Below are 19,833 nucleotides of genomic sequence, written 5' to 3' on the forward strand. Positions count from 1 at the left end.
GATCAGAACCCCTTCGGCGGGACGAGCTCGAGGTACAGGGCGGTGAGCACGAGGTTGATCAGGAAGACCAGGACGAAGGAGATGACGACGGCCTGGTTCACCGCATCGCCGACGCCCTTGGCACCGGGGGGCGGGTTCAGCCCGCGGAAGGCGGCGACGACGCCGGCGACGATGCCGAACAGGAAGGCCTTCATCTCCGACACGACGATGTCGCTGACCTGCGCGATCGCCGAGAAGCTCGAGATGTAGGCGCCGGGCGAGCCGCCCTGGATGATCACGTTGAAGAAGTACCCGCCGGCGACGCCGACGCAGGTGGCGAGACCGTTCAGGACGACGGCGGTGATGCCCATCGCGAGCACCCGCGGGACGACGAGGCGCTGGATCGGCGAGATGCCGAGCACCTCCATCGCCGCGATCTCCTCGCGGATGGTCCGCGCGCCCAGATCCGCACAGACGGCGCTTCCGCCCGCCCCGGAGATCAGCAGTGCGGTGACGATCGGGGCGGCCTGCTGCACGATCGCGAGGACCGCGCCGGCACCGGTCTGGGACTGGGCGCCGAACTGGCGGGTCAGCTCACCGAGCAGCAGCGCGATCGTCGCGCCGAACGGGATGGTGAACAGGGCGGTCGGCAGCGCCGAGACCTTGGTGACGAACCAGGTCTGCTCGACGAGCTCGCGCCACTGGAACGGCCGGCGCAGGCCCTGGCGGCCGATCTCGGCGAACAGGCCGAAGAACTTGCCGACCGGGGTGAGTGCCCGCGTGACGGGGCTGGGGGTGCTCACCGCTCACCACCGGAGAGCTGGTGCCGGCCGCCCGGGTCGGGGGTGTCGTCGGTGATGCGCGGGTGGATGTCGGTGGGCCGGTCGTCGCTCACCGTCGCGCCGCTGCGGGCCGTCTGCCGGGTGGTGCCGTCCTGGGACGGGCCGCCGGCCTGCGCGTCGCTGTCGGCGTACTGCTCCGTGATCGCCTCCTGCGCCGACTCGGGCAGCTCGTGCAGCATGGCCTGGACCCGCTCACGGCGGCGGTGCACGGCCTGCCGGTCGGGCATCCCGGTCGAGGCGACGAGCTGGGGCTTCATCGGCGGGCGGCCCTCGAGCTCGCCGGCCTCCTCCATCTCGCGGGCGGCCTGGGCGGCGTCCTTCTCCTCGGACATGCCGATCGGCCCCTCGCGACGCCCGTTCAGGAACTGCGCGACGACGGGCTCGTCGGAGGTCAGCAGGACCTCGCGGGGGCCGAACATGGCCAGGTGCTTGCGGTAGAGCAGGCCGATGTTGTCCGGCACCGTCTGCGCGGAGTTGATGTCGTGGGTGACGATCAGGAACGTCGAGTCCGTCATCGCGTTCAGGTCGATGATCAGCTGGTTCAGATACGCCGTGCGCACCGGGTCCAGACCGGAGTCCGGCTCGTCGAACAGAATGATCTTCGGATCCAGGACCAACGCCCGTGCCAGCCCCGCCCGCTTGCGCATACCGCCCGAGATCTCACCCGGCAGCTTGCCCTCGGCACCGACCAGACCGACCATGTCGATCTTCTCCATGACGATGTCCCGGATCGCCGACTCCGACTTGCGCGTGTGCTCCCGCAACGGGAACGCGATGTTGTCGAAGAGGTTCATCGACCCGAACAGCGCACCGTCCTGGAACAGCACCCCGAACAGCTTCCGGATCTCGTACAGCTCGGACTCCGAGCACTTGCACAGGTCGACGCCCTCGATCACGATCGACCCCCGCTCGGGCTTGAGCAGCCCGATCAGGGACTTCAGGAACACCGACTTACCGGTACCCGACGGCCCGAGCAGCACCGACACCTCGCCCGCCGGCAGCGTCAGGGTCACGTCCGACCAGATGTTGGCCCGACCGAAGGACTTCGTCAGTCCCTCGACCTTCACCTCGACACCGGTCACGTGTCGCCTCCTCGCGCAATAGACCGACGAACCGCACCGGGGCCCGGAAACGCCGGGGAGCGGGGGCCAGCCGTCGGTGCTGAACGGAACAACGAGTCTGCGCGTCCGGGGTTACTGACCGGTCGGCGAGGGCACCGATCGGTGATCATGCCGTAATCTACGTTACGGTTACCGAGGGTTACAGATTACCGCGCAATGTTGCGGACCGTGGGTAACAGTGCTCCCGGCCGGGTAGCAAGGCTGGTCCGAACGGCCCGACGGTCGTTGTACGACCGCGTCGGCGACCACGTCCCACCCGCTCGGAGTATCACCCGATCGGCGGCATCACGGGGCGTGCGACAGGATGAGTCGCTGGTAGTCGTCGAACAGGGCACGCAGGAGATCGCGGTCGCGGGGGTCGCAGGTCTGCTGGTATCCGGCCATCAGCGAGATGCCGAAGACGGCGAGCCTGCGGGCGTCGTCCGGGTCGGGTACGACGTCGGCCACGACCTGCTCCAGCGCGATCCGGCGCTGCACGTCCACCCGCGCCTGGGCGCGACCGACCTCGGGGTCGATCTGGGCCCACGCCCGGATCGCGGCCTCGGCGTCGTGCCGCAGTGCCACGGTGAGCTGCTTGACCACGTCGATCCGCTCGACCGGGTCCACGGTCGCCCGGGCCAGCTCGACGATCCGGTCGGTCTGCTCGGCCTCCCAGTAGCGCAGGAGGCCACGGACGAAGCCCGCCCAGCCTCCGAAGTGGTGGTAGAACGACCCGCTGGTCACGCCGAGCGACCGGCACAACGGACCGATCTTGAGCCCGGCCGCGCCCTCGCGCGCGAGGATCGACATCGCGGCGTCGTAGTACTGCTCGGCAGCGACCTGCCGACCCGCTCTCCTGGCCACCCCGCCCGCTCCCTCTCCACGACCCGTGCGACCCACCAGGGTGCCACGCCGGACGCGTGGCCGATCAGAAGATCCTGCGCAGCAGGCGGTCGGTCCGCGCGTCGCAGGGCGGGTGGACGATGCCGGGGTCGGGCCGGGAGGGCTTGCGCAGCACCGCCCGCCGGTGCGAGAAGGTCTCGGACCCGAACCGCCCGTGGTGGGCCCCGGAGCCGCTGCGTCCCACTCCCCCGAAGGGCAGCTGGGGCACCAGTACGTGGACCGTCAGATGGCCGACCACGGCCGCCGAGGCGGTGACCTCGCGGGTGATCCCCTTCGCGGTGCGCGACGAGCCGGTGGACGCGTCGGCGGCCAGGGGTGTCGGACCGGCGTCGACGCGGGGACGGCCGGGGTCGGCGGCGGGTGCCGCGGCGAACTCGTCCTCGGCCTCGGTGACCATCCGCTCGAGACCGCCCAGCCGGCGCAGCCGCCTGCTCCGGTCGCGGGTACGGCCACCACGGAACGTGTCGCGCAGGCGGGCGACCTGCTCACGGACGCCCGCCCCGGCGGCGGTGTCGTCGGCGGCCCCGGTGGCCTCCCCGGTCCTGGTCACGGTCATCGCCTGCACTCCCGCGTCGTCGGGGTCGGACGCTTCCGCAGTAACGTAATCTACGTTACGTTCGGACCACACCCGACGACGAGGAGGAACCGTGCCCGGATTCGCCGACGAGGACGAGCTGTACCGCTACATCGGTGGCATCTTCGAGACCGCACTGGCCGACCCCGAGCTGGAGCCCAGGCTCCGCGGCACCGGCCTGGTCCTGCGCCAGCAGTGCACCGACCCCGACTCCGCGCTGATCATCGACCTGCCCGGGGCCACGGTCTGGAAGGGCTCCGACGTCGGTGCTCCCGAGCCGCAGGCCACGATGACCATGTCCACCGAGACCGCGAACGCCTACTGGCAGGGCACGGTCAACCTGACCTTCGCGATGGCCAAGGGCACGGTGAGGGTCGACGGCACGGTCACCAGGCTCCTGCAGCTCGCACCGCTGTCCAAGCGCCTGTTCCCGACCTACGTCGAGCGCCTCGAGGCCGACGGTCGCGAGGACCTCCTGGTCACCAGGTGAGCCGCCGGGTACCGGTGGCCGGTGCCGCGGTCGTCGTTCGGATCCGCCCCGGTGGCGCGATCGGGAACGCCGCCTCCATCGCCTGCTACGGCCGGGCCGACCGGCTGCCGCGTTCCTCGGCAGGCACGCGGCCCCCGCCGACGGCGGCATCAGCCGTGCCGTGCCGACGGGCACGGTCCCCCCACCCGCGAACGGATCCGGTTCCGACGACGCAACCGCGAGGAGGCACCCCGTGACCACGACGGAGAAGCGCCCGTACGACCCGCTCGACATCTCCACCCAGGCGTTCTGGGCGCAGACCCCGGACGCCCGCGAGGAGCGGTTCGCCGAGCTGCGCCGCGAGCGCCCGCTGTCCTGGCACCCGCCGGCCGAGACCGACCTGCTGCCCGACCCGGACGCCCCCGGGTTCTGGGCGCTGGTCACCCACGCCGACATCCAGGCCGTCAGCCGCGACGCCGAGACCTTCGCCTCCGGCCAGCAGTACGGCGGCGTGATGCTGGAGGACGTGCCCGAGGACGTGCTGGAGGCCGCGCACTCCATCCTCGCGATGGACGCGCCGCGCCACCACCGCCAGCGCAAGGTGATCAGCTCGGTGTTCACCCCGCGCCGGGTCCGCCGGATCGAGGAGCAGATCGCCGAGCAGGCCCGGATCGTCGTCGACGAGCTGCTGGAGCAGCCCGGCTCGGCCGACTTCGCGACGGCCGTCGCGGCCCGCCTGCCGATGTGGACGATCTCGGAGATGATCGGCATCCCGCAGGACAGGCGGCAGGAGGTCGCCGACGCCGCGAACGCGCTGGTCGGCTGGAACGACCCCGACCACATCGGCGACGGCGACCCGATGGCGGTGCTGCTCGACGGGCTGATGACCCTGCACACCGCGTCGTTCGAGCTGTCCGCGCTGCGTCGCGAGCAGCCCGCCGACGACCTGATGACCGCCCTGGTGCAGGCCGAGGTGGACGGCCACGCGCTCACCGACGAGGAGATCGCGGCGTTCTTCGTGCTGCTGTGCGTCGCGGGCAACGACACCACCCGCCAGACCTCCAGCCACGCGATCCTCGCGCTGGACCGCAACCCGGCCCAGAAGCGGCTGCTGACCGAGGAGTTCGACGACCGGATCAAGCCCGCCGTCGAGGAGTTCGTCCGCTGGGCCAGCCCGGTGCTGACCTTCCGGCGGACCGCGACCCGCGACACCGAGATCCGCGGGCAGCGGATCGCCGAGGGCGAGCGGGTGGTGCTCTTCTACCACTCCGGCAACCGCGACGACGCCGTGTTCACCGACCCGCACGTCTTCGACATCACCCGCGCCGAGAACCCGCACGTCGGCTTCGGCGGCGGCGGCCCGCACTTCTGCCTGGGCCACCACCTCGCGAAGACGCAGCTGCGGGCCCTGTTCCACGAGCTGCTCACCCGGGTGCCGGACCTGTCGGTCGGCGAGCCGGAGTGGCTGACCGGGAACTTCATCAACGGCATCAAGCACCTGCCGGTGACCTTCGGGACCGGCTCGTGAAGCTCGGTCCGGCGCCGGGCCACCGGGGAGCCGGGCCGCAGGTCGTCGAGATCGCGACGGTCGAGCAGGTCGCCCTGCGCGGGACGGGGCCGTCGGTACGCGCCGGGGGCGGTCAGTAGCGGATCAGGCCGCGGATGTTGCGTCCGGAACGCATGTCCTCGTAGCCCTCGTTGACCTGGTCGAGGGTGTACTCCTTGGTGATCAGCTCACGGAGCTTGAGGTGGCCGAGGTTGTGCATCTCCAGCAGGCGCGGGATGTCGAACTGCGCCGCGGAGCTGCCGAACAGCGCGCCGCGGATCTGCTTCTCGTAGAGCGTGAGGTCGAGCAGCGACAGCGACGCCGTCTCCTCCTCGGCCCGGGCCAGCGCGGTGACGACGACCCGGCCGCGCTTGCCGACCAGCTGCAGCGCGGGCTGCAGGTCGTCGCCCATCGCGACGCCGGTGCACAGGATCGCCGCCTCGGCCATCTGCCCGCGGGTCACCTCGCTCACGATCTCCCAGGCCTCGTCGATGCTGGCGGCGACGTGCGTGGCGCCCAGCTCGCGGGAGCGCTCCCGCTTGTGCTCGACCGGGTCGACGGCCACGACGTACCGGCAGCCCGCCGCCCGGGCGCCCTGCACCGCGTTCGCGCCGATGCCGCCGACCCCGATGACGACGGCGGTGTCCCCGGCCCGCAGGTCGGCGGTGCGCACCGAGGAGCCGAAGCCGGTGGTGACGCCGCAGCCGACCAGCGCGGCCAGGTCGAGCGGGAAGCCCTCGTCGATCTTCACGACGGACTTCACGGGGACGACGGTGTGCCGGGCGAACGTGCCGAGCAGGCACATCTGGCCCAGGTCCTCGCCGCGGGCGTGGAACCGGTAGGTGCCGTCGAGCTGCGGGCCGAGGGTGGCTCCGGCGCCGTCGTCGCAGAGGTTCGGCCGGCCCTTCGAGCAGTACGGGCAGCGCCCGCAGGAGGGCAGGAAGGTCATCACGACCGGGTCGCCGACCTCGAGGTCGGTGACGCCCGGGCCGACCTCGACGACCCGGCCCGCGCCCTCGTGGCCGCCGACCATCGGCAGGACCGCGGGCAGGTCACCGGTCACCAGGTGCTCGTCGGAGTGGCACAGTCCCGACGCGGTCAGCTCGACCATCACCTCCCCGGCGTTCGGGGAGTCGAGCTCGACCTCCTCGATCTCCCACTTGCCACCGGGTTCCCACAGCACCGCTGCCGTCGTACGCATGGCGGTCGATCCTGGCCGGGCGGAGGCCTCCGGCACAGCCGTCGCCCGCGCCAGCGCTGGCCCCGGGGTGCCAGACCGGTCCCTCAGTCGCCGGCGAGCGGCAGGGTGAGCCGGGCGACGAGGCCGCCGCCCTCGCGCGGGAGCAGGGTCAGCTCACCGTCCATCGCGGACGCGAGCGCCTCGGCGATCCACAGGCCCAGCCCGGCCGTGCCGCGGCGCTCCCCCAGCGCGACGCCCTTGGCCGTCACGACGCCCTCCTGACCCGCGGGCAGGCCGGGACCGCGGTCGCGGACCTCGGCGGTGAGCACGGCTCCGTCGTGGGCCAGGTACAGCTCCACGAGCTCGTCACCGGAGTGCCGGGCGGCGTTCTCGGCCAGGTTGGTGAGCATCCGGCGCAGCCGCTGCGGGTCGCAGTGGACCGCGGCCCCGGCCGGTTCGACGACCGGGTGCCGCCGGTGCGCGGCGATCCCGGCGGCGTCGAGCACGGCGTCGGCCAGCTCGGCGAGCGCGACGCGGCGGGGCCGGTCGCGCCCGAGCGGGCTGCCGTCGGCGACGGCCAGGTCGGCCAGCCCGTCGAGCATCTCCTGGAGGTGGGCGGCGTGGTCGGCGAGCAGCCGCGACGCCCGCCGGGCGGCGTCCCCGCCCAGCCTGCCGGCGGCCAGGTCGGCCGACAGCGCCGTCAGCGAGGCGACCGGGGTCCGGAACTCGTGCAGCACGACGCGGGCCCCGTCGAGCCGGGCCCGGCTCTGGGACACGATCCGGTCCCGTAGCGCGCGCTCGGACAGGTAGCGCTCGTGCTCGCTCTCGGCCCGGGCCCGGGTGGTGGCGATGTCGGCGAGCTGGCGTTCCAGCAGGCGCACGAGCACCCCGGTGAGCACCGCCGTCGCGAGCAGGAAGCCGGTCCACCACAGCCCGGCGAGCAGCGCGTCGGCGAGCGTGACACCCGGCCCCGAGCCGAGCAGCACGGCCACGGTGTAGCCGGCCCCCAGGACGAGCGCGGCCAGCCGGCCGACCCGGTGCCCCCCGCGCAGCGCGATCGCGATCACGACCAGCGGCAGCGCCGCGACCATGGGGCTGGCGACCCCGCCGGTGAGCCCGCAGGCGAGCAGGCTGAGCACGCCGTCGAGTCCGGTGATCACGGCGGGCGGGACGGGCAGCGTGCCCCGCAGCAGCGACGTCAGCCCGAGCGCCGCCGCGTAGACCGCGCTCAGTCCGATGAGGACCGACGCGACCAGCGGGCGCTCCCCCACCAGGTCCGGGCGGACCAGCATCAGCACGACGGCGGCGAGCACCACGCACAGCCGCAGCACGACGGCCTGGCGCTCCTCCCGGGTGCGTTCGGGCAGTTCACCGGCGTGCGCGGTCACGGTCGGGGCCTCTCGGGAGCGGACGGCGTCGGCGGCCACACTAGGCTCACCGACCATGCCGCCCGTGCCGACAGCGCCGCACGTGGTCGTCATCGTCGACGACCACGCCCTGTTCGCACAGGGCCTCGCCCTGCTGCTGGAGTCCCGCGCCGGGGACACCTTCCGGGTCGCGGGCTCGACCACCGCCGGGGAGGACGCCGTCGCGCTGGTCGGGAAGCACCGGGCCGGGATCGCGATCGTCGATCTCGCGCTGCCGCCGCTGGGCGGGGTGGAGACGATCCGCCGGGTCAAGGCCGCCTACCCCGCCACCCGGGTACTCGCGCTGTCGGGCACCGAGGACCTGGACCTCGCCGCGGCCGCGATGCGCGCCGGCGCCGACGGTTACCTGGGCAAGTCCGCCGACCCGGAGGTGCTGGTCGCGCCGCTGCTGTCGATCGCGGCCGGGGTGCGGGTGCTGCGCGCCGAGCTGCTCGACGCGCTGCTCGTCGCCGCCGACCGCACCGCAGACGGCCTGCTCGACCGGCTCGGTGAACGCGACATCGAGCTGTGGACGCTGCTGGCGCGGGGCCTGGAGACCGCCGACATCGCCCGGCCGATGCTGGTCAGCGAGCGCACCGCCAAGCGCATGATCGCCTCGCTGCTGCACAAGCTGGGTGCGGCCAACCGGATCGAGGCGGCCGCGCTGGCGGGGCGCTGCGGGCTGCTCGACGAGCACCCGGCCGGTCGCTGAGGGCCGCTCAGCCGGCCCGGACCCCGGGCAGCGCGGCGACGGCGTCGCAGTTGCGCCGCACCAGGGCGGGCAGCCCGGCGGGGGTGCGCGACGGGGTGGCCAGCCACTCGGCGCGGGCGAGCCGCCAGGCCGAGACGACGGCGTCGAGCGCGAGCCCGAGCAGGTGCTCGGGCAGCACGTCCGGTGCCGCGACCGCCCGCACCTGTCCCCGCAGCCGGTCGGTCGTCGTCGCGCACAGCCGCAGCGCGGCCGTCGCGACGGCCGGTTCGGTGTCGATGATCGCCGCGGACGTGGTGAACCGCTCGAACCACGGCGGGTCGCGCTCGTCCAGGGCGCCGCACAGGGCGTCCCGCAGGGTCGCGAGCAACGGCCCGTCGCCCGGCACGGTCCGGTCGACGAACCCGTCGAACAGCACCCGCTCGTCGGCCAGGACCACATCCTCCTTGGACGCGAAGAACCGGAAGAACGTCCGCGGCGAGACCTCCGCGCCCGCCGCGATGGCCTCCACCGTCGTCGCCGGGAAGCCGTCGGCCCCGATCAGCCGTACCGCCGCGGCGACGAGCTCCGCCTCGGTCCGTCGCCGCTTGCGTTCCCGCAGCCCGGGTGTCTCGCCCACGACCGCAGCCTAGCCGCTCCGGCCGTGAATCGACACTTGCTGCCATGTGGCAGTGGATGCCACTTTTATGGGCATGGATGCTCTCGTCGTCGACCACGCCGCACCCGGCCTGCTCCGGCTCGCCCCGGTGCCCGACCCCTCCCCCGCACCGCACGAGGCACTCGTCCGCGTCGCCGCCGCCTCCGTCAACCCCGGCGAGGTGCGGGCGCTCGGCGGCGCACCGGCCGGGTCGGTGCACGGCTGGGAGGCCTCCGGGACGGTCGTGGCCCCGGCCGCGGACGGCAGCGGCCCCGCCGCCGGGTCACCGGTCGTCACCGTCGGGGCGGGCGGCGGCTGGGCGGAGCTGCGGGCGGTGCCGACCTCGCTGCTCGGGGCGGTCCCGGCGGGACTCCCCGTCGACCACGCGGCGCTCGCGACCCTGCCCGTCGCCGGTGGGTCGGCGCTGCGGGCGCTGCGTGACTCCGGGCCGCTGCTCGGCCGCCGGGTGCTGGTCACCGGCGCCACCGGCGGGGTGGGCCGGTACGCGGTGCAGCTCGCCGCCCTGGGCGGGGCCGAGGTCGTCGCCACCGCCCGCGACGCCGCCGCGGCCGACGAGCTGCGCCGCCTCGGGGCGACGGCGGTGCTGAACGACCCGTCCGAGCTGGACGGTCCGGTGGACGCCGTCGTGGACACGGTCGGCGGGCCCGTACTGGTGGAGGCCTTCGCCGCGCTCGGCAGCGACGGCACCCTGGTCTCGGTGGGCCGTGCCTCCGGCCGGGACGCGGTGCTCCCCGCCGACGCGCTGCTCGGGGACCGGTCGCGGCACGGCCGGACGATCCGGACGTTCTTCCTGCTCGACGGGCGTCCGGGACTGGACCGCGACCTCGGCCGGCTGGCCGCGCTGCTCGGCCGGGGGGAGCTGCGGGCCGCCGTCGACCACGTGGTGACCTTCGCCGACGCACCGGCCGCGCTGGCCGCGCCGCGGCCCGGCAAGCTCGTCCTGCTGGCGCACGGCCCGGACGGGCCAAGCCTGGCCCGGTGATCGGCTGCGCTCCCCGGACGGCGCGGGACAGACTCGCCGCGACGTGCCGGGCGGCACCCTGCCCGGCCACATCTCGCGAGGAGGCGCTGGTGGCCGTGTTCGCCGACGAGGCCGAGGTCGACGAGTACCTGGGCGGGGTGTTCCGGATCGGGATGGCCGACCCGGACCTGGTGGCGAAGCTGCAGCCGTCCGGGGTCGTCCTGCGGATCACCTACACGAACCCGGACGCGGTCCTCACCGTGGACATGCCGAACTCCGAGATCCACACCGGCGCCGGGCAGGGCCCCGACCCGAACATCGAGCTGTTCATGTCCGCCGACACCGGCAACCGGTTCTGGCTGGGCAAGGTCATCCTCCCGGTCGCGCTGGCCAAGGGCGACGTCCGCGCCAAGGGCCCGGTCTCGAAGGTCCTCACGCTGCTGCCGATCGCCAAACAGCTCTTCGGCCCGTACAGGGCGAAGCTCGAGGCCGAGGGCCGCGAGGACCTGCTGAAGACCTGACCACGATCGGGTGAAGACTCCCCCGCCGTCCGGCCCGCCACGACGGCGCCCGGCGAGACTGGGGGTCGACCCCACCCGACGGAGGCGCCGGCGATGGACGACATCTGGCTGGACGTGCACGCCTGGCAGCCGCTGCGGGGTGTGCTACACCGGATGACCGAGGTCGAGTGCGACGCACCCGACCCGCCGCCCCGCGACTTCGACGAGTGGCACGGCTGGGCCGAGGCCTGCCTGCTGGAGGTCGCGACGCGCGACGGCTGGCAGCACGGCCGCTACGCCTACACGATCCAGGAGCGGGACGCGACCGGCCATCCCGTCCGTGAGATCGGCAAGGACATCTGGGACTACGAGGAGCCGGCTCGCGAGTCGACCGGCTGAGCACCGGCGCCGGGTCGCTACCGTCGCCGGGAACCGTTCGCGCGACGAGGAGGTCCACGGTGACACGGGGCAAGGGTCCGCTGGCCGGACTGAAGGTCATCGAGCTGGCCGGGATCGGGCCGGGGCCGCACGCGGCGATGATCCTGGGTGACCTCGGGGCGGACGTCGTCCGCGTCGACCGGCCGTCGGGCGGGCTGAAGCTCGGGTCCGACTCGGTGCCCGACCCGACGGCGCGCGGCCGTCGCTCGGTCACCGCGGACCTGAAGGACCCGGCGGGCAGGGAGACCGTGCTGCGGCTGGTCGAGTCCGCCGACGTCCTCCTGGAGGGCTACCGGCCGGGCGTCACCGAACGCCTCGGCGTCGGCCCCGAGGACTGCCACGCCCGCAACCCGCGGCTGGTCTACGGGCGGATGACCGGCTGGGGCCAGGACGGCCCGTTGGCGCCGCGCGCCGGGCACGACCTGAACTACATCTCGCTGACCGGTGCGCTGCACGCGATCGGCCGCGCCGGGGAGCGCCCGGTCCCGCCGCTGAACCTGGTCGGCGACTTCGGTGGCGGCTCGATGCTGCTCGTCGTCGGCGTGCTGGCCGCGAGCTGGGAGGCCAGGGCCTCCGGGCAGGGCCAGGTCGTCGACGCCGCCATGGTCGACGGCGTCAGCGTGCTGAACCAGATGTTCTGGGGCTTCCTGTCCCAGGACGCCTGGGTCGACGAGCGCGACTCGAACCTGCTCGACGGGCACGCCCCGTTCTACGACACCTACACCTGCGCCGACGGCGGGCACATGGCCGTCGGGGCGCTGGAGCCGCAGTTCTACGCCCAGCTGATTGCCGGGCTGGGGCTCACCGAGGACGAGCTCGGCCCGCAGTACGACCGCGGCGGCTGGCCGGCCATGCGGGCCCGGTTCACCGAGGTGTTCGTCTCCGAGCCCCGCGACGAGTGGGCCGCGGTCTTCGAGGGCACCGACGCCTGCACCACCCCGGTGCTGTCGTTCGCCGAGGCCCGCGAGAACGCGCACCTCACCGCACGCGGCACCCTCGTCACCTCCGACGGCGTGCCCCAGGCCGCCCCGGCACCGCGCTTCTCCCGCACGGTCACCGAGACCGCCGGTCGCGGTACCGGCCCGGAGAGCGTCGAGGACGTCCTGCGCGACTGGGCCTGACCTCCGCGCACGACGACGCCCCCGGTTCCGCAGGGAACCGGGGGCGTCGTCGTGTCAGGCGCTGATCGGTCGATCAGTCGGTCTCCTCGTCCGCGACCAGCAGGTTGCGGGTGCGGTTCGGGTCCACCGGGATGCCCGGCCCGGTGGTGGTGGAGACGGTGATCTTCTTGACGTAGCGGCCCTTGGCGGCCGACGGCTTGAGCCGCAGGATCTCGTCGTAGGCGGCGCCGTAGTTCTCCACCAGCTTCTCGGTGTCGAACGAGGCCTTGCCGATGACGAGGTGCAGGTTGGCCTGCTTGTCGACGCGGAAGTTGACCTTGCCGCCCTTGATCTCGGTGATGGCCTTCGTGACGTCCGGCGTCACGGTGCCCGTCTTCGGGTTCGGCATCAGGCCACGCGGGCCGAGGATGCGGGCGATGCGGCCGACCTTGGCCATCTGGTCCGGGGTCGCGATGGCGGCGTCGAAGTCGAGCCACCCGCCCTGGATCCGCTCGATGAGGTCCTCGGCGCCCACGGCGTCGGCGCCGGCGGCCTCGGCCTCGGTGGCCTTGTCGCCGGTGGCGAACACGATGACCCGGGCGGTCTTGCCGGTACCGTGCGGCAGGTTCACGGTGCCGCGGACCATCTGGTCCGCCTTACGGGGGTCGACGCCCAGCCGCATCGCGACCTCGACGGTCGCGTCGGTGTTCCTGCTGGACGTGTCCTGGGCCAGCTTCGCCGCGGCGAGCGGCGAGTAGAGGCGGTCCGCGTCGATCTTCGCGGAGGCCTCACGGTAGGCCTTGCTGCGCTGTGCCATCTGTCCTCGTCTCCTTCAGAGGTCAGGTCGTGGTAGGAGCCGCGCCCGGCTCTCCCACGCGTACGGGTGGTGTGGGGGGCTCGCTCAGCCGTCGACCGTGATGCCCATCGACCGGGCGGTGCCGGCGATGATCTTGGCGGCCTGGTCGAGGTCGTTCGCGTTCAGGTCGTTCATCTTGACCTGGGCGATCTCCCGGACCTGGGCCATGGTCACGCTGGCGACCTTGGTCTTGTGCGGCTCGCCGGAGCCCTTCTCGACACCGGCCGCCTTGAGCAGGAGCCGCGCCGCGGGCGGGGTCTTCAGCTCGAAGGAGAACGACCGGTCCTCGAAGACCGAGATCTCGACCGGCACGATGTTGCCGCGCTGGGCGTCGGTCGCCGCGTTGTAGGCCTTGCAGAACTCCATGATGTTGACGCCGTGCTGGCCCAGGGCGGGGCCGACCGGCGGGGCCGGCGTCGCTGCGCCTGCCTGGATCTGGAGCTTGATGATCGCGGAGAGCTTCCGCTTCTTGGGGGGCATGTCCGTTCCTCAGTGATCGATGTGCACGCCACGCGGCCCTGCCATGCCGCGGACGTTCCTCACGGGTGCGGTCAGATCTTGGAGACCTGGTTGAACCCGAGCTCGACCGGGGTCTCCCGGCCGAAGATCGAGACCAGCACCTTGAGCTTCTGGGCGTCGACGTTGACCTCGGAGATGCTCGCGGGGAGCGTGGCGAACGGGCCGTCCATGACGGTGACCGACTCGCCGACCTCGAAGTCGACCTCGATGGTGGGGGCGCCGCCGGACGAGCCGGAGCCGCCGGACGCGGTCCTGCCGGCCTCGGCCTCCTTCTTGGGGGCCTCGACCTTCGGCAGCAGGAACTTCACGACCTCGTTGATCGTCAGCGGCGACGGCTTGGACGTCGCGCCGACGAAACCGGTGACGCCCGGCGTGTTCCGCACCGCGCCCCAGGACTGGTCGTTGAGCTCCATCCGCACCAGGATGTAGCCGGGCAGCACCTTGCGCTGGACCTTCTTGCGCTGCCCGTTCTTGATCTCGGTGACCTCCTCGGTGGGCACCTCGACCTGGAAGATGTAGTCCTCGACGTCCAGGGTCTGCGCCCGGGTCTCGAGGTTCGACTTCACCTTGTTCTCGTAGCCCGCGTAGGAGTGGACGACGTACCAGTCGCCGGGCGCGCGACGCAGTGCGGCACGCAGCTCCTCCTCCGGGTCCACGTCCTCGGCCGGCTCCTCCGCGTCGGCATCGGCACCGTGGGTGTCGGCGTCCCCGGGGCCGGTGTCGTCCGCGGCGGTGCCATCAGCATCGGTGCCATCAGCGTCGGTGCCATCAGCGTCGGTGTCGTCCGCGTCGGTGTCGTCCGCGTCGGTGTCGTCCGCGTCGGTGTCGTCCGCGTCGGTGTCGTCCGCGTCGGTGTCGTCCGCGTCGGTGTCGTCCGCGTCGGTGTCGCCGGCGGTCGGGACCGTCTCACCCTCGCCGTCCAGCGTCTCCGCCTCGGCGCCGGGGGTGCTGTCGTCGTCGGCCTCGGTGTAGTCACCGGAGACGGCGTCCTCACCGTGCGCCGCCTCGACGTCGGCGTCCTGGACGGACTGCTCGGGCAGCGTCTCGTCGGCCGCGTTCTCGGCGACGGCGTCGATCGCGGCCTCGTCGGCCGCCTCGTCGTACGCCTTGCTGTCGGAGGTCACGTCCTACTCGCTTCCATTGTTCGGTGTCGGTCGGAGCCGGTCGGCGTTCGTACTCGCGTCAGTTGCCGAACAGCAGGGCGACGCCCTCGGCGAACGCCGAGTCCAGCACGAACACCAGCGCCACCATGATCGACACGAAGATCAGGACCGCGATGGTGTACTTCACCATCTGGCCGCGGTCGGGCCAGATGACCTTGCGGAGCTCGGCGACGACCTCGCGCAGGAACCGGGCGAGCCGGGCGAGGAGCGAAGGCTTCTTCTCCTTCGTCGCCGCGGCGGCGCGGGTCGGGGTGGCACGGCCCTTGCCGGGGGTGCTCGCGGAGCCGGAGGCCCGCCGCCCACGACGGTCGGCGGCGTTGCTCGGGCGCTCCCGCCCGGGCCGCTCCGACTCGTGCTCGTCGCTCACGCGTGTCGCCCTCCGCACGTGGCGGGCGTCCGCCCGCCCTCGGTCACGTCCTCCGCTTCGGGAGAACCCTCGTCGCTTCGCCGTCCGTGCCGTCGGCCGCGCCGCCGTGATCTCCGGCGGCCTGCGGCTTCGTGGCAGGGGTGACAGGACTTGAACCTGCAACCTGCGGTTTTGGAGACCGCTGCTCTGCCAATTGAGCTACACCCCTTTGCCCCGATCCGCCACGTGGCGGCGGGGCGGACGCAACGGATCGTCCGGTGCGTCCGGCTGGAACGAGTGTACGCACCCGCTTGCGCGGGCCCGTACCCCGGGTCGCCTCACCCCGGGAGGACGACCTCGGCGCGGGCCCGGCCGAGCACCGTCTTACCCTCGAAGGCCGCCTTGAGATCGACGACGGCGATCCGCTCCCCGCCCTCCTCGCGCACCTCGGCGACCGTGCCGGAGAGCTCGACTGTGGCGCCGGTGTCGTCGTCCGGGACGACGACGGGACGGGTGAAGCGGGTGCCGTAGCTGCGGATCGCGGCCGGGTCCCCGGTCCACGCGGTCAGCACGCGGCCGGCGAGGGCCATCGAGAGCATCCCGTGCGCGATGACGCCGGGCAGCCCGGCGACCGAGGCGACGCGGTCGCTCCAGTGGATCGGGTTCAGATCGCCGGAGGCGCCGGCGTAGCGCACCAGGTCGGCACGGGTGACCTGGACGCTCAGCGACGGCAGGGCGTCGCCCTTGGCCAGGCCGGCGGCGGCCTGCGGGGTCAGCGGTGCACTCACGCGTCCCCCTCGCCGCCCGCGTCCTCACCGGCGGGGCTGACCAGCATCGAGTGCGTGGTCGCCACCGGCTCGCCCGCCGCGTCGGTGACCTCGCAGCGCAGCGTCAGCATGTGGTTGCCGGCCCGGGTGCGCAGCTCGTCGACGTGCAGCACCGTGGTGAGCTCGTCGCCGGCGACGACCGGCCTGCGGAACGTGATCCGCTGGTCGCCGTGGACCATGCGGGTGTAGTCCCATCCGAATGCGGGCTCCCGGAGGAAGCCCTCGATGACCGGCATCGTGAAGCAGGTCGGGAACGTCGGCGGGGCCACCAGGTCGGCGTGGCCCGCGGCACGCGCCGCGTCCACGTCACGGAAGAGCGGATCGACGTCACCGATGGCGACGGCGAACTCGCGGATCTTCTCGCGACCGACCTGGTACGGCCCGACCGGGTCCGAGCTGTGCCCGACCCAGGACTGGTCGACCACCGTCAGCTCCGGGACTCGCTACGCACTCAGCGGGTCTCGCGGTGCGCCCGGTGGGTGCCGCAGTTCGGGCAGAACTTCTTGATCTCGAGCCGGTCGGGGTCGTTCCGCCGGTTCTTCTTGGTGATGTAGTTGCGGTGCTTGCACTCCTCGCAGGCCAGAGTGATCTTCGGCCGCACGTCCGTGGCCTTGGCCATCGCGGGTGCCTCCCAGCATGTCTCGTGAATGATGCGCCAACGTGGTGACGATGGCCGGACTTGAACCGGCGACACAGCGATTATGAGCCGCTTGCTCTACCAACTGAGCTACACCGTCATGCAAGAAGCCCCGCCGCATGCGGCGAGGCCCCTTGTAGAGCCCCCTTACGGAATCGAACCGTAGACCTTCTCCTTACCATGGAGACGCTCTGCCGACTGAGCTAAGGGGGCGGCAGCACCGGTGTCCCGCGGGCCCGAGGGCCTCGCTCTCACCGACGGGAAGAACTTTACACCGGGGTTCCGGGCCCCCGAACGGGGGGTCCCGGAACCCGGTTCCCACAGGTCAACCGCTGTTCGTCACCAGCTCGACTTGCGGACACCCGGCAGTGCGCCGTCGTGTGCGAGCTCGCGCAGCCGGACCCGGGACACCCCGAACTTGCGGAGGTGCCCGCGGGGGCGTCCGTCGACCGAGTCGCGGTTGCGCACCCGCGTCGCGCTGGCGTCGCGCGGCTGGCGGCGCAGCTCGGCGACCGCGGCGGCCCGCTCCGGCTCCGGCGTCGACGGGCGGGCGATGAGCGCCTTGAGCTCGGCCCGCCGCTCGGCGTAGCGGGCGACGACCCGCTTCCGCCGCTCGTTCTTCGCGATCTGCCCGGTCGTGGCCATCAGACCTTCACCCCGTTCGCCCGGACCTTCGCCACCGCGGCGGAGACGCCGATCCGGTCCACCGTCCTGATCCCCTTCACCGAGAGCGTGAGCCGCACCCAGCGGTTCTCCTCGGCCAGCCAGTAGCGGCGGGTCTGCACGTTGGGGTCCCAGCGCCGGCTGGTGCGCCGGTGGGAGTGCGAGACCGACTTGCCGAAGCCCGGCTCGCGGCCGGTCAGGTCACAGCGCTTGGCCATCGCTCACCGTCCCGCGTGCGGGTAGGGCAGCAGGGCCATCTCCCGCGCGTTGCGGATCGCGGTGGCCACCTGCCGCTGCTGCTGGCCGGTGAGTCCGGTCACCCGGCGGGCGCGGATCTTGCCGCGGTCGGAGATGAACGTGCGCAGCAGCGCTGCGTCCTTCCAGTCCACGTGCTCGATCCCCCGCTGCTTCAGCGGGTTGGGCTTGCGGCGCGGCGCGCGCACCGGCTTGGCGCGTGCGGGCATCAGCGCTCCTCCTTGAACTCGACGTGCCTGCGCACCTTCGGGTCGTACTTGCGCAGGACCAGGCGGTCCGGGTCGTTGCGGCGGTTCTTGCGGGTCACGTAGGTCGTGCCCGTCCCCGCCGTCGAGCGCAGCTTCACGATCGGCCGGACGTCGGTCGACTTGGCCATCGCGCCCCTCCTCTCAACATGGGAATCGTTTTCGTTTACGCTACACCGGACCGTGACCACGTCCGACTCCGGGAGGAAGACATGACCGAGCTGGTGGTCCTGTGCGGGACCGAGCCCGACGGGGTGGAGCGGACCATCACGCGGATGCGCGAGCTGGACCCGGGTGTCGTCGTGCTCCACCACGACCTGCGCGACCTGGGCCGCGGTGTGGTGCACCGGCGGCTGCGCGACGCGGGCCGCGACGAGCGCACCGTGCTGGAGCTCGCCCACGGCTGTGTGAGCTGCACCATCCGCGAGGACGTGCTGCCGACCCTGGCCGCGCTGGCCGGGACGGTGGACCGGGTGGTGCTGCACCTGGACCCGCGCCTGGAGCCGGAGCCGGTGTGCTGGGCGCTGGGAGCGGTGGTGTTCGAGCCGCCGGGTGGCGGCGAGGCCTGCACCGCGACCGACCTCGTCGACCTGCGCGGGGTGGTGGCCGTGCTCGACCCGGACCGCTGGCTGGACGACGCCACCGGGGACGCGACCCTGCCCGAGCGCGGGCTGTCCACCCTGCCCGACGACGAGCGGACCGTCGCCCAGCTCGCCGTCGGGCAGGCCGAGTTCGCCGACGTCCTGGTGCTGACCCGCGCGGTCGGGCCCGGGGGCGCGGACCGGACCGCCGCCGTCCTGGACCGGCTGTGCCCGACCGCACCCCGGCTGCTCGCCGGGCGTGCCGACCACCGGGTCTTCTGCGACGGTCTCGGCCCCGGGTCCCGCCGTGGCGTCCCGGGCGGGGTGCACGACCCGCTGCTGCGCGGGGCACCCCCGCTGGACGCCGACAGCGGCGTCCGCACCCTGCTGTTCTCCGCCCGTCGCCCGTTCCACCCGGACCGGCTGCACGAGGCGATCGACAGCCTGCTCGACGGCGTCGTGCGGGCCCGCGGCCGCGTCTGGCTCGCCACCCGTCCCGACGCGGTGCTGTGGGTGGAGAGCGCGGGCGGCGGCATGCGGATCGGCCACGCCGGTGACTGGCTGGCCGGCGCCGACGAGCAGGCGTGGACCGAGGCCGGCGACCAGCGCCGGGCGATGGCCGCGCTGGCCTGGCACCCGCGCTGGGGCGACCGCGCCCAGGACCTCGTCGCGATCTGCCACGACGCCGACCCCGACGAGATCGACGCCGCCCTGCGCTCCGCGCTGCTCACCGACGCCGAGATCGACGCGGGCGAGGACGCCTGGGCCGCCCTGCCCGACCCGTTCGGCTGGGCCCACGACGAGCCCTGCGCCGAGTCCGAGCCCGTGGGGCCCGCCGCCCTGGACGACCCCACCGTCCGTTCCGACCGAGAAGGAGACCTCTGATGGCCGTTCCCAAGCGACGGACGTCGCGATCGAACACCCGGCACCGCCGGTCGCAGTGGAAGGCGACCACGCCCGATCTGGTGCCGGTCACCCTGGAGGGGCGCCGGCACCTGGTGCCGCGCGCCCTCGTCCCGGCCTACCGCCGGGGCCTGCTGTCCCCGCCCGCCGGGCGGGACTGAGGGGACCCCTTACCCGCGGGCCCCGGGCGGCCCGCGGGACGGCGTGATCGCCCGATGCCCGGCCGGTCCCCTCAGCCGCAGTGTCGTCACCATGCTGATGACACACATCCCGATGGACCACCTCGTCGCCCTCGCCGAGCAGCGGCGGGCTCGGCTGCGGGAGGAGGCGGACCGGTACCGCACCGAGCGGCTGCTGCGCGGCGCGGCCGGCCCGTCGGCGGTGGGACGGCTGTGGCTGCGGCTGCGTGCCCGGCTCACCACCGCCCGGCGGCCGGTCCCCGGGCGGGTCCCGGCCCGGCCACGTGCCTGAGC

At 73.2% G+C, this 19,833-nt stretch carries 29 protein-coding genes and 3 tRNA genes; 11 read left to right on the plus strand and 21 right to left on the minus strand.

From position 1 onward, the window contains the following. Positions 1 to 2 precede the first annotated feature (2 nt). From WHI96_RS15670 to WHI96_RS15685, 4 genes are all read right to left on the minus strand, one after another. Positions 3 to 782: an MlaE family ABC transporter permease gene (locus tag WHI96_RS15670; protein WP_226353841.1), complete on the minus strand. Its 780-nt coding sequence runs from the start codon at positions 780 to 782 to the stop codon at positions 3 to 5. Then, positions 779 to 1,903, minus strand: a complete 1,125-nt coding sequence (locus WHI96_RS15675; RefSeq protein WP_345651758.1) for an ABC transporter ATP-binding protein — start codon at positions 1,901 to 1,903, stop codon at positions 779 to 781. The genes WHI96_RS15670 and WHI96_RS15675 overlap by 4 nt, the downstream gene beginning before the upstream one ends. Positions 1,904 to 2,227: 324 nt before the next feature. Then, positions 2,228 to 2,785: a TetR/AcrR family transcriptional regulator gene (locus WHI96_RS15680; protein ID WP_345651755.1), complete on the minus strand. Its 558-nt coding sequence runs from the start codon at positions 2,783 to 2,785 to the stop codon at positions 2,228 to 2,230. Between the two features lie 64 nt (positions 2,786 to 2,849). Next, positions 2,850 to 3,380, minus strand: coding sequence for a hypothetical protein (locus WHI96_RS15685; protein WP_345651752.1), 531 nt, complete (start codon positions 3,378 to 3,380; stop codon positions 2,850 to 2,852). Between the two features lie 91 nt (positions 3,381 to 3,471). Between WHI96_RS15685 and WHI96_RS15690 the strand changes: the two genes are divergently transcribed. The 3 genes from WHI96_RS15690 to WHI96_RS15700 all read left to right on the plus strand — a co-directional run bounded on the left by WHI96_RS15690 (position 3,472) and on the right by WHI96_RS15700 (position 5,514). Continuing rightward, positions 3,472 to 3,888, plus strand: coding sequence for an SCP2 sterol-binding domain-containing protein (locus WHI96_RS15690; protein WP_345651747.1), 417 nt, complete (start codon positions 3,472 to 3,474; stop codon positions 3,886 to 3,888). Positions 3,889 to 4,120: 232 nt separating this feature from the next. Beyond that, positions 4,121 to 5,395: a cytochrome P450 gene (locus tag WHI96_RS15695; RefSeq protein WP_345651744.1), complete on the plus strand. Its 1,275-nt coding sequence runs from the start codon at positions 4,121 to 4,123 to the stop codon at positions 5,393 to 5,395. Continuing rightward, a complete protein-coding gene (locus WHI96_RS15700) occupies positions 5,392 to 5,514 on the plus strand; it encodes a hypothetical protein (protein WP_345651741.1) in 123 nt (40 codons plus the stop codon). Before WHI96_RS15695 ends, WHI96_RS15700 begins: the two co-directional genes overlap by 4 nt. Here WHI96_RS15700 and WHI96_RS15705 read toward each other — a convergent pair. Beyond that, entirely contained in the window at positions 5,508 to 6,614 is a 1,107-nt protein-coding gene (locus WHI96_RS15705; RefSeq protein ID WP_345651739.1) for an NDMA-dependent alcohol dehydrogenase, read from the minus strand. The two genes, WHI96_RS15700 and WHI96_RS15705, sit on opposite strands and share 7 nt — an antisense overlap. A gap of 83 nt (positions 6,615 to 6,697) precedes the next feature. After that, positions 6,698 to 7,981 (minus strand): sensor histidine kinase, encoded by a 1,284-nt coding sequence (locus tag WHI96_RS15710; RefSeq protein ID WP_349302398.1) that lies wholly within the window; start codon positions 7,979 to 7,981, stop codon positions 6,698 to 6,700. A 64-nt stretch (positions 7,982 to 8,045) separates the two neighbouring features. Between WHI96_RS15710 and WHI96_RS15715 the strand changes: the two genes are divergently transcribed. Then, entirely contained in the window at positions 8,046 to 8,711 is a 666-nt protein-coding gene (locus tag WHI96_RS15715; protein WP_345651733.1) for a response regulator, read from the plus strand. 7 nt (positions 8,712 to 8,718) lie between these two features. Here WHI96_RS15715 and WHI96_RS15720 read toward each other — a convergent pair whose 3' ends face one another. Further along, on the minus strand, positions 8,719 to 9,327 hold the full coding sequence (locus WHI96_RS15720; protein ID WP_345651731.1) for a TetR/AcrR family transcriptional regulator: 609 nt from the start codon (positions 9,325 to 9,327) through the stop codon (positions 8,719 to 8,721). 73 nt (positions 9,328 to 9,400) lie between these two features. On the opposite strand from WHI96_RS15720, the gene WHI96_RS15725 reads away from it, so the two are divergent. The 4 genes from WHI96_RS15725 to WHI96_RS15740 all read left to right on the plus strand — a co-directional run bounded on the left by WHI96_RS15725 (position 9,401) and on the right by WHI96_RS15740 (position 12,386). Next, a complete protein-coding gene (locus tag WHI96_RS15725; RefSeq protein WP_345651728.1) occupies positions 9,401 to 10,348 on the plus strand; it encodes a zinc-binding dehydrogenase in 948 nt (315 codons plus the stop codon). Positions 10,349 to 10,437: 89 nt separating this feature from the next. Continuing rightward, entirely contained in the window at positions 10,438 to 10,848 is a 411-nt protein-coding gene (locus tag WHI96_RS15730; RefSeq protein ID WP_345651726.1) for a sterol carrier protein, read from the plus strand. A gap of 93 nt (positions 10,849 to 10,941) precedes the next feature. Further along, positions 10,942 to 11,226: a hypothetical protein gene (locus tag WHI96_RS15735; protein ID WP_345651723.1), complete on the plus strand. Its 285-nt coding sequence runs from the start codon at positions 10,942 to 10,944 to the stop codon at positions 11,224 to 11,226. A 59-nt stretch (positions 11,227 to 11,285) separates the two neighbouring features. Beyond that, positions 11,286 to 12,386, plus strand: a complete 1,101-nt coding sequence (locus WHI96_RS15740; protein WP_345651720.1) for a CaiB/BaiF CoA transferase family protein — start codon at positions 11,286 to 11,288, stop codon at positions 12,384 to 12,386. 73 nt (positions 12,387 to 12,459) lie between these two features. Here WHI96_RS15740 and rplA read toward each other — a convergent pair whose 3' ends face one another. The 14 genes from rplA to rpmG (WHI96_RS15810) form a co-directional block, all read right to left on the minus strand. Then, the gene (gene rplA, locus WHI96_RS15745) at positions 12,460 to 13,182 is read right to left on the minus strand and encodes a 50S ribosomal protein L1 (RefSeq protein WP_345651717.1); all 723 of its coding nucleotides are present in this window, start codon (positions 13,180 to 13,182) and stop codon (positions 12,460 to 12,462) included. Between the two features lie 84 nt (positions 13,183 to 13,266). Next, positions 13,267 to 13,701 (minus strand): 50S ribosomal protein L11, encoded by a 435-nt coding sequence (rplK, locus tag WHI96_RS15750; RefSeq protein WP_345651714.1) that lies wholly within the window; start codon positions 13,699 to 13,701, stop codon positions 13,267 to 13,269. Positions 13,702 to 13,772: 71 nt separating this feature from the next. Continuing rightward, positions 13,773 to 14,864, minus strand: a complete 1,092-nt coding sequence (gene nusG, locus WHI96_RS15755; RefSeq protein ID WP_345651711.1) for a transcription termination/antitermination protein NusG — start codon at positions 14,862 to 14,864, stop codon at positions 13,773 to 13,775. 58 nt (positions 14,865 to 14,922) lie between these two features. After that, positions 14,923 to 15,270, minus strand: coding sequence for a preprotein translocase subunit SecE (gene secE, locus WHI96_RS15760; RefSeq protein WP_345651708.1), 348 nt, complete (start codon positions 15,268 to 15,270; stop codon positions 14,923 to 14,925). Positions 15,271 to 15,402: 132 nt separating this feature from the next. Continuing rightward, a tRNA-Trp gene (locus WHI96_RS15765) sits at positions 15,403 to 15,478 on the minus strand. 109 nt (positions 15,479 to 15,587) lie between these two features. Continuing rightward, the gene (locus WHI96_RS15770; protein WP_345651705.1) at positions 15,588 to 16,037 is read right to left on the minus strand and encodes a MaoC/PaaZ C-terminal domain-containing protein; all 450 of its coding nucleotides are present in this window, start codon (positions 16,035 to 16,037) and stop codon (positions 15,588 to 15,590) included. Beyond that, positions 16,034 to 16,501: an FAS1-like dehydratase domain-containing protein gene (locus tag WHI96_RS15775; protein ID WP_345651702.1), complete on the minus strand. Its 468-nt coding sequence runs from the start codon at positions 16,499 to 16,501 to the stop codon at positions 16,034 to 16,036. Before WHI96_RS15775 ends, WHI96_RS15770 begins: the two co-directional genes overlap by 4 nt. Before the next feature lie 26 nt (positions 16,502 to 16,527). After that, the gene (gene rpmG, locus WHI96_RS15780; RefSeq protein WP_020623293.1) at positions 16,528 to 16,695 is read right to left on the minus strand and encodes a 50S ribosomal protein L33; all 168 of its coding nucleotides are present in this window, start codon (positions 16,693 to 16,695) and stop codon (positions 16,528 to 16,530) included. 42 nt (positions 16,696 to 16,737) lie between these two features. Then, positions 16,738 to 16,813, minus strand: a tRNA-Met gene (locus WHI96_RS15785). 40 nt (positions 16,814 to 16,853) lie between these two features. Then, a tRNA-Thr gene (locus WHI96_RS15790) sits at positions 16,854 to 16,926 on the minus strand. 126 nt (positions 16,927 to 17,052) lie between these two features. Beyond that, the gene (gene rpsN / locus WHI96_RS15795; RefSeq protein WP_345651698.1) at positions 17,053 to 17,358 is read right to left on the minus strand and encodes a 30S ribosomal protein S14; all 306 of its coding nucleotides are present in this window, start codon (positions 17,356 to 17,358) and stop codon (positions 17,053 to 17,055) included. Further along, entirely contained in the window at positions 17,358 to 17,594 is a 237-nt protein-coding gene (rpmB, locus tag WHI96_RS15800) for a 50S ribosomal protein L28 (protein WP_345651695.1), read from the minus strand. The genes rpsN and rpmB overlap by 1 nt, the downstream gene beginning before the upstream one ends. Positions 17,595 to 17,597: 3 nt before the next feature. Beyond that, entirely contained in the window at positions 17,598 to 17,840 is a 243-nt protein-coding gene (gene rpsR / locus WHI96_RS15805) for a 30S ribosomal protein S18 (protein ID WP_226353859.1), read from the minus strand. Beyond that, entirely contained in the window at positions 17,840 to 18,007 is a 168-nt protein-coding gene (gene rpmG, locus WHI96_RS15810) for a 50S ribosomal protein L33 (RefSeq protein ID WP_020623297.1), read from the minus strand. Before rpmG (WHI96_RS15810) ends, rpsR begins: the two co-directional genes overlap by 1 nt. Positions 18,008 to 18,088: 81 nt before the next feature. Between rpmG (WHI96_RS15810) and mrf the strand changes: the two genes are divergently transcribed. The 3 genes from mrf (at position 18,089) to WHI96_RS15825 (ending at position 19,831) form a co-directional block, all read left to right on the plus strand. Beyond that, on the plus strand, positions 18,089 to 19,342 hold the full coding sequence (gene mrf / locus WHI96_RS15815) for a ribosome hibernation factor-recruiting GTPase MRF (RefSeq protein ID WP_345651691.1): 1,254 nt from the start codon (positions 18,089 to 18,091) through the stop codon (positions 19,340 to 19,342). After that, positions 19,342 to 19,521 (plus strand): 50S ribosomal protein L32, encoded by a 180-nt coding sequence (gene rpmF / locus WHI96_RS15820; RefSeq protein ID WP_345651688.1) that lies wholly within the window; start codon positions 19,342 to 19,344, stop codon positions 19,519 to 19,521. Before mrf ends, rpmF begins: the two co-directional genes overlap by 1 nt. A 91-nt stretch (positions 19,522 to 19,612) precedes the next feature. Further along, complete coding sequence (locus tag WHI96_RS15825) at positions 19,613 to 19,831, plus strand: hypothetical protein (RefSeq protein WP_345651685.1); 219 nt, start codon at positions 19,613 to 19,615, stop codon at positions 19,829 to 19,831. Positions 19,832 to 19,833: the final 2 nt, after the last annotated feature.

This window comes from Pseudonocardia tropica (assembly GCF_040105315.1).
Classification (GTDB): domain Bacteria; phylum Actinomycetota; class Actinomycetes; order Mycobacteriales; family Pseudonocardiaceae; genus Pseudonocardia; species Pseudonocardia alni.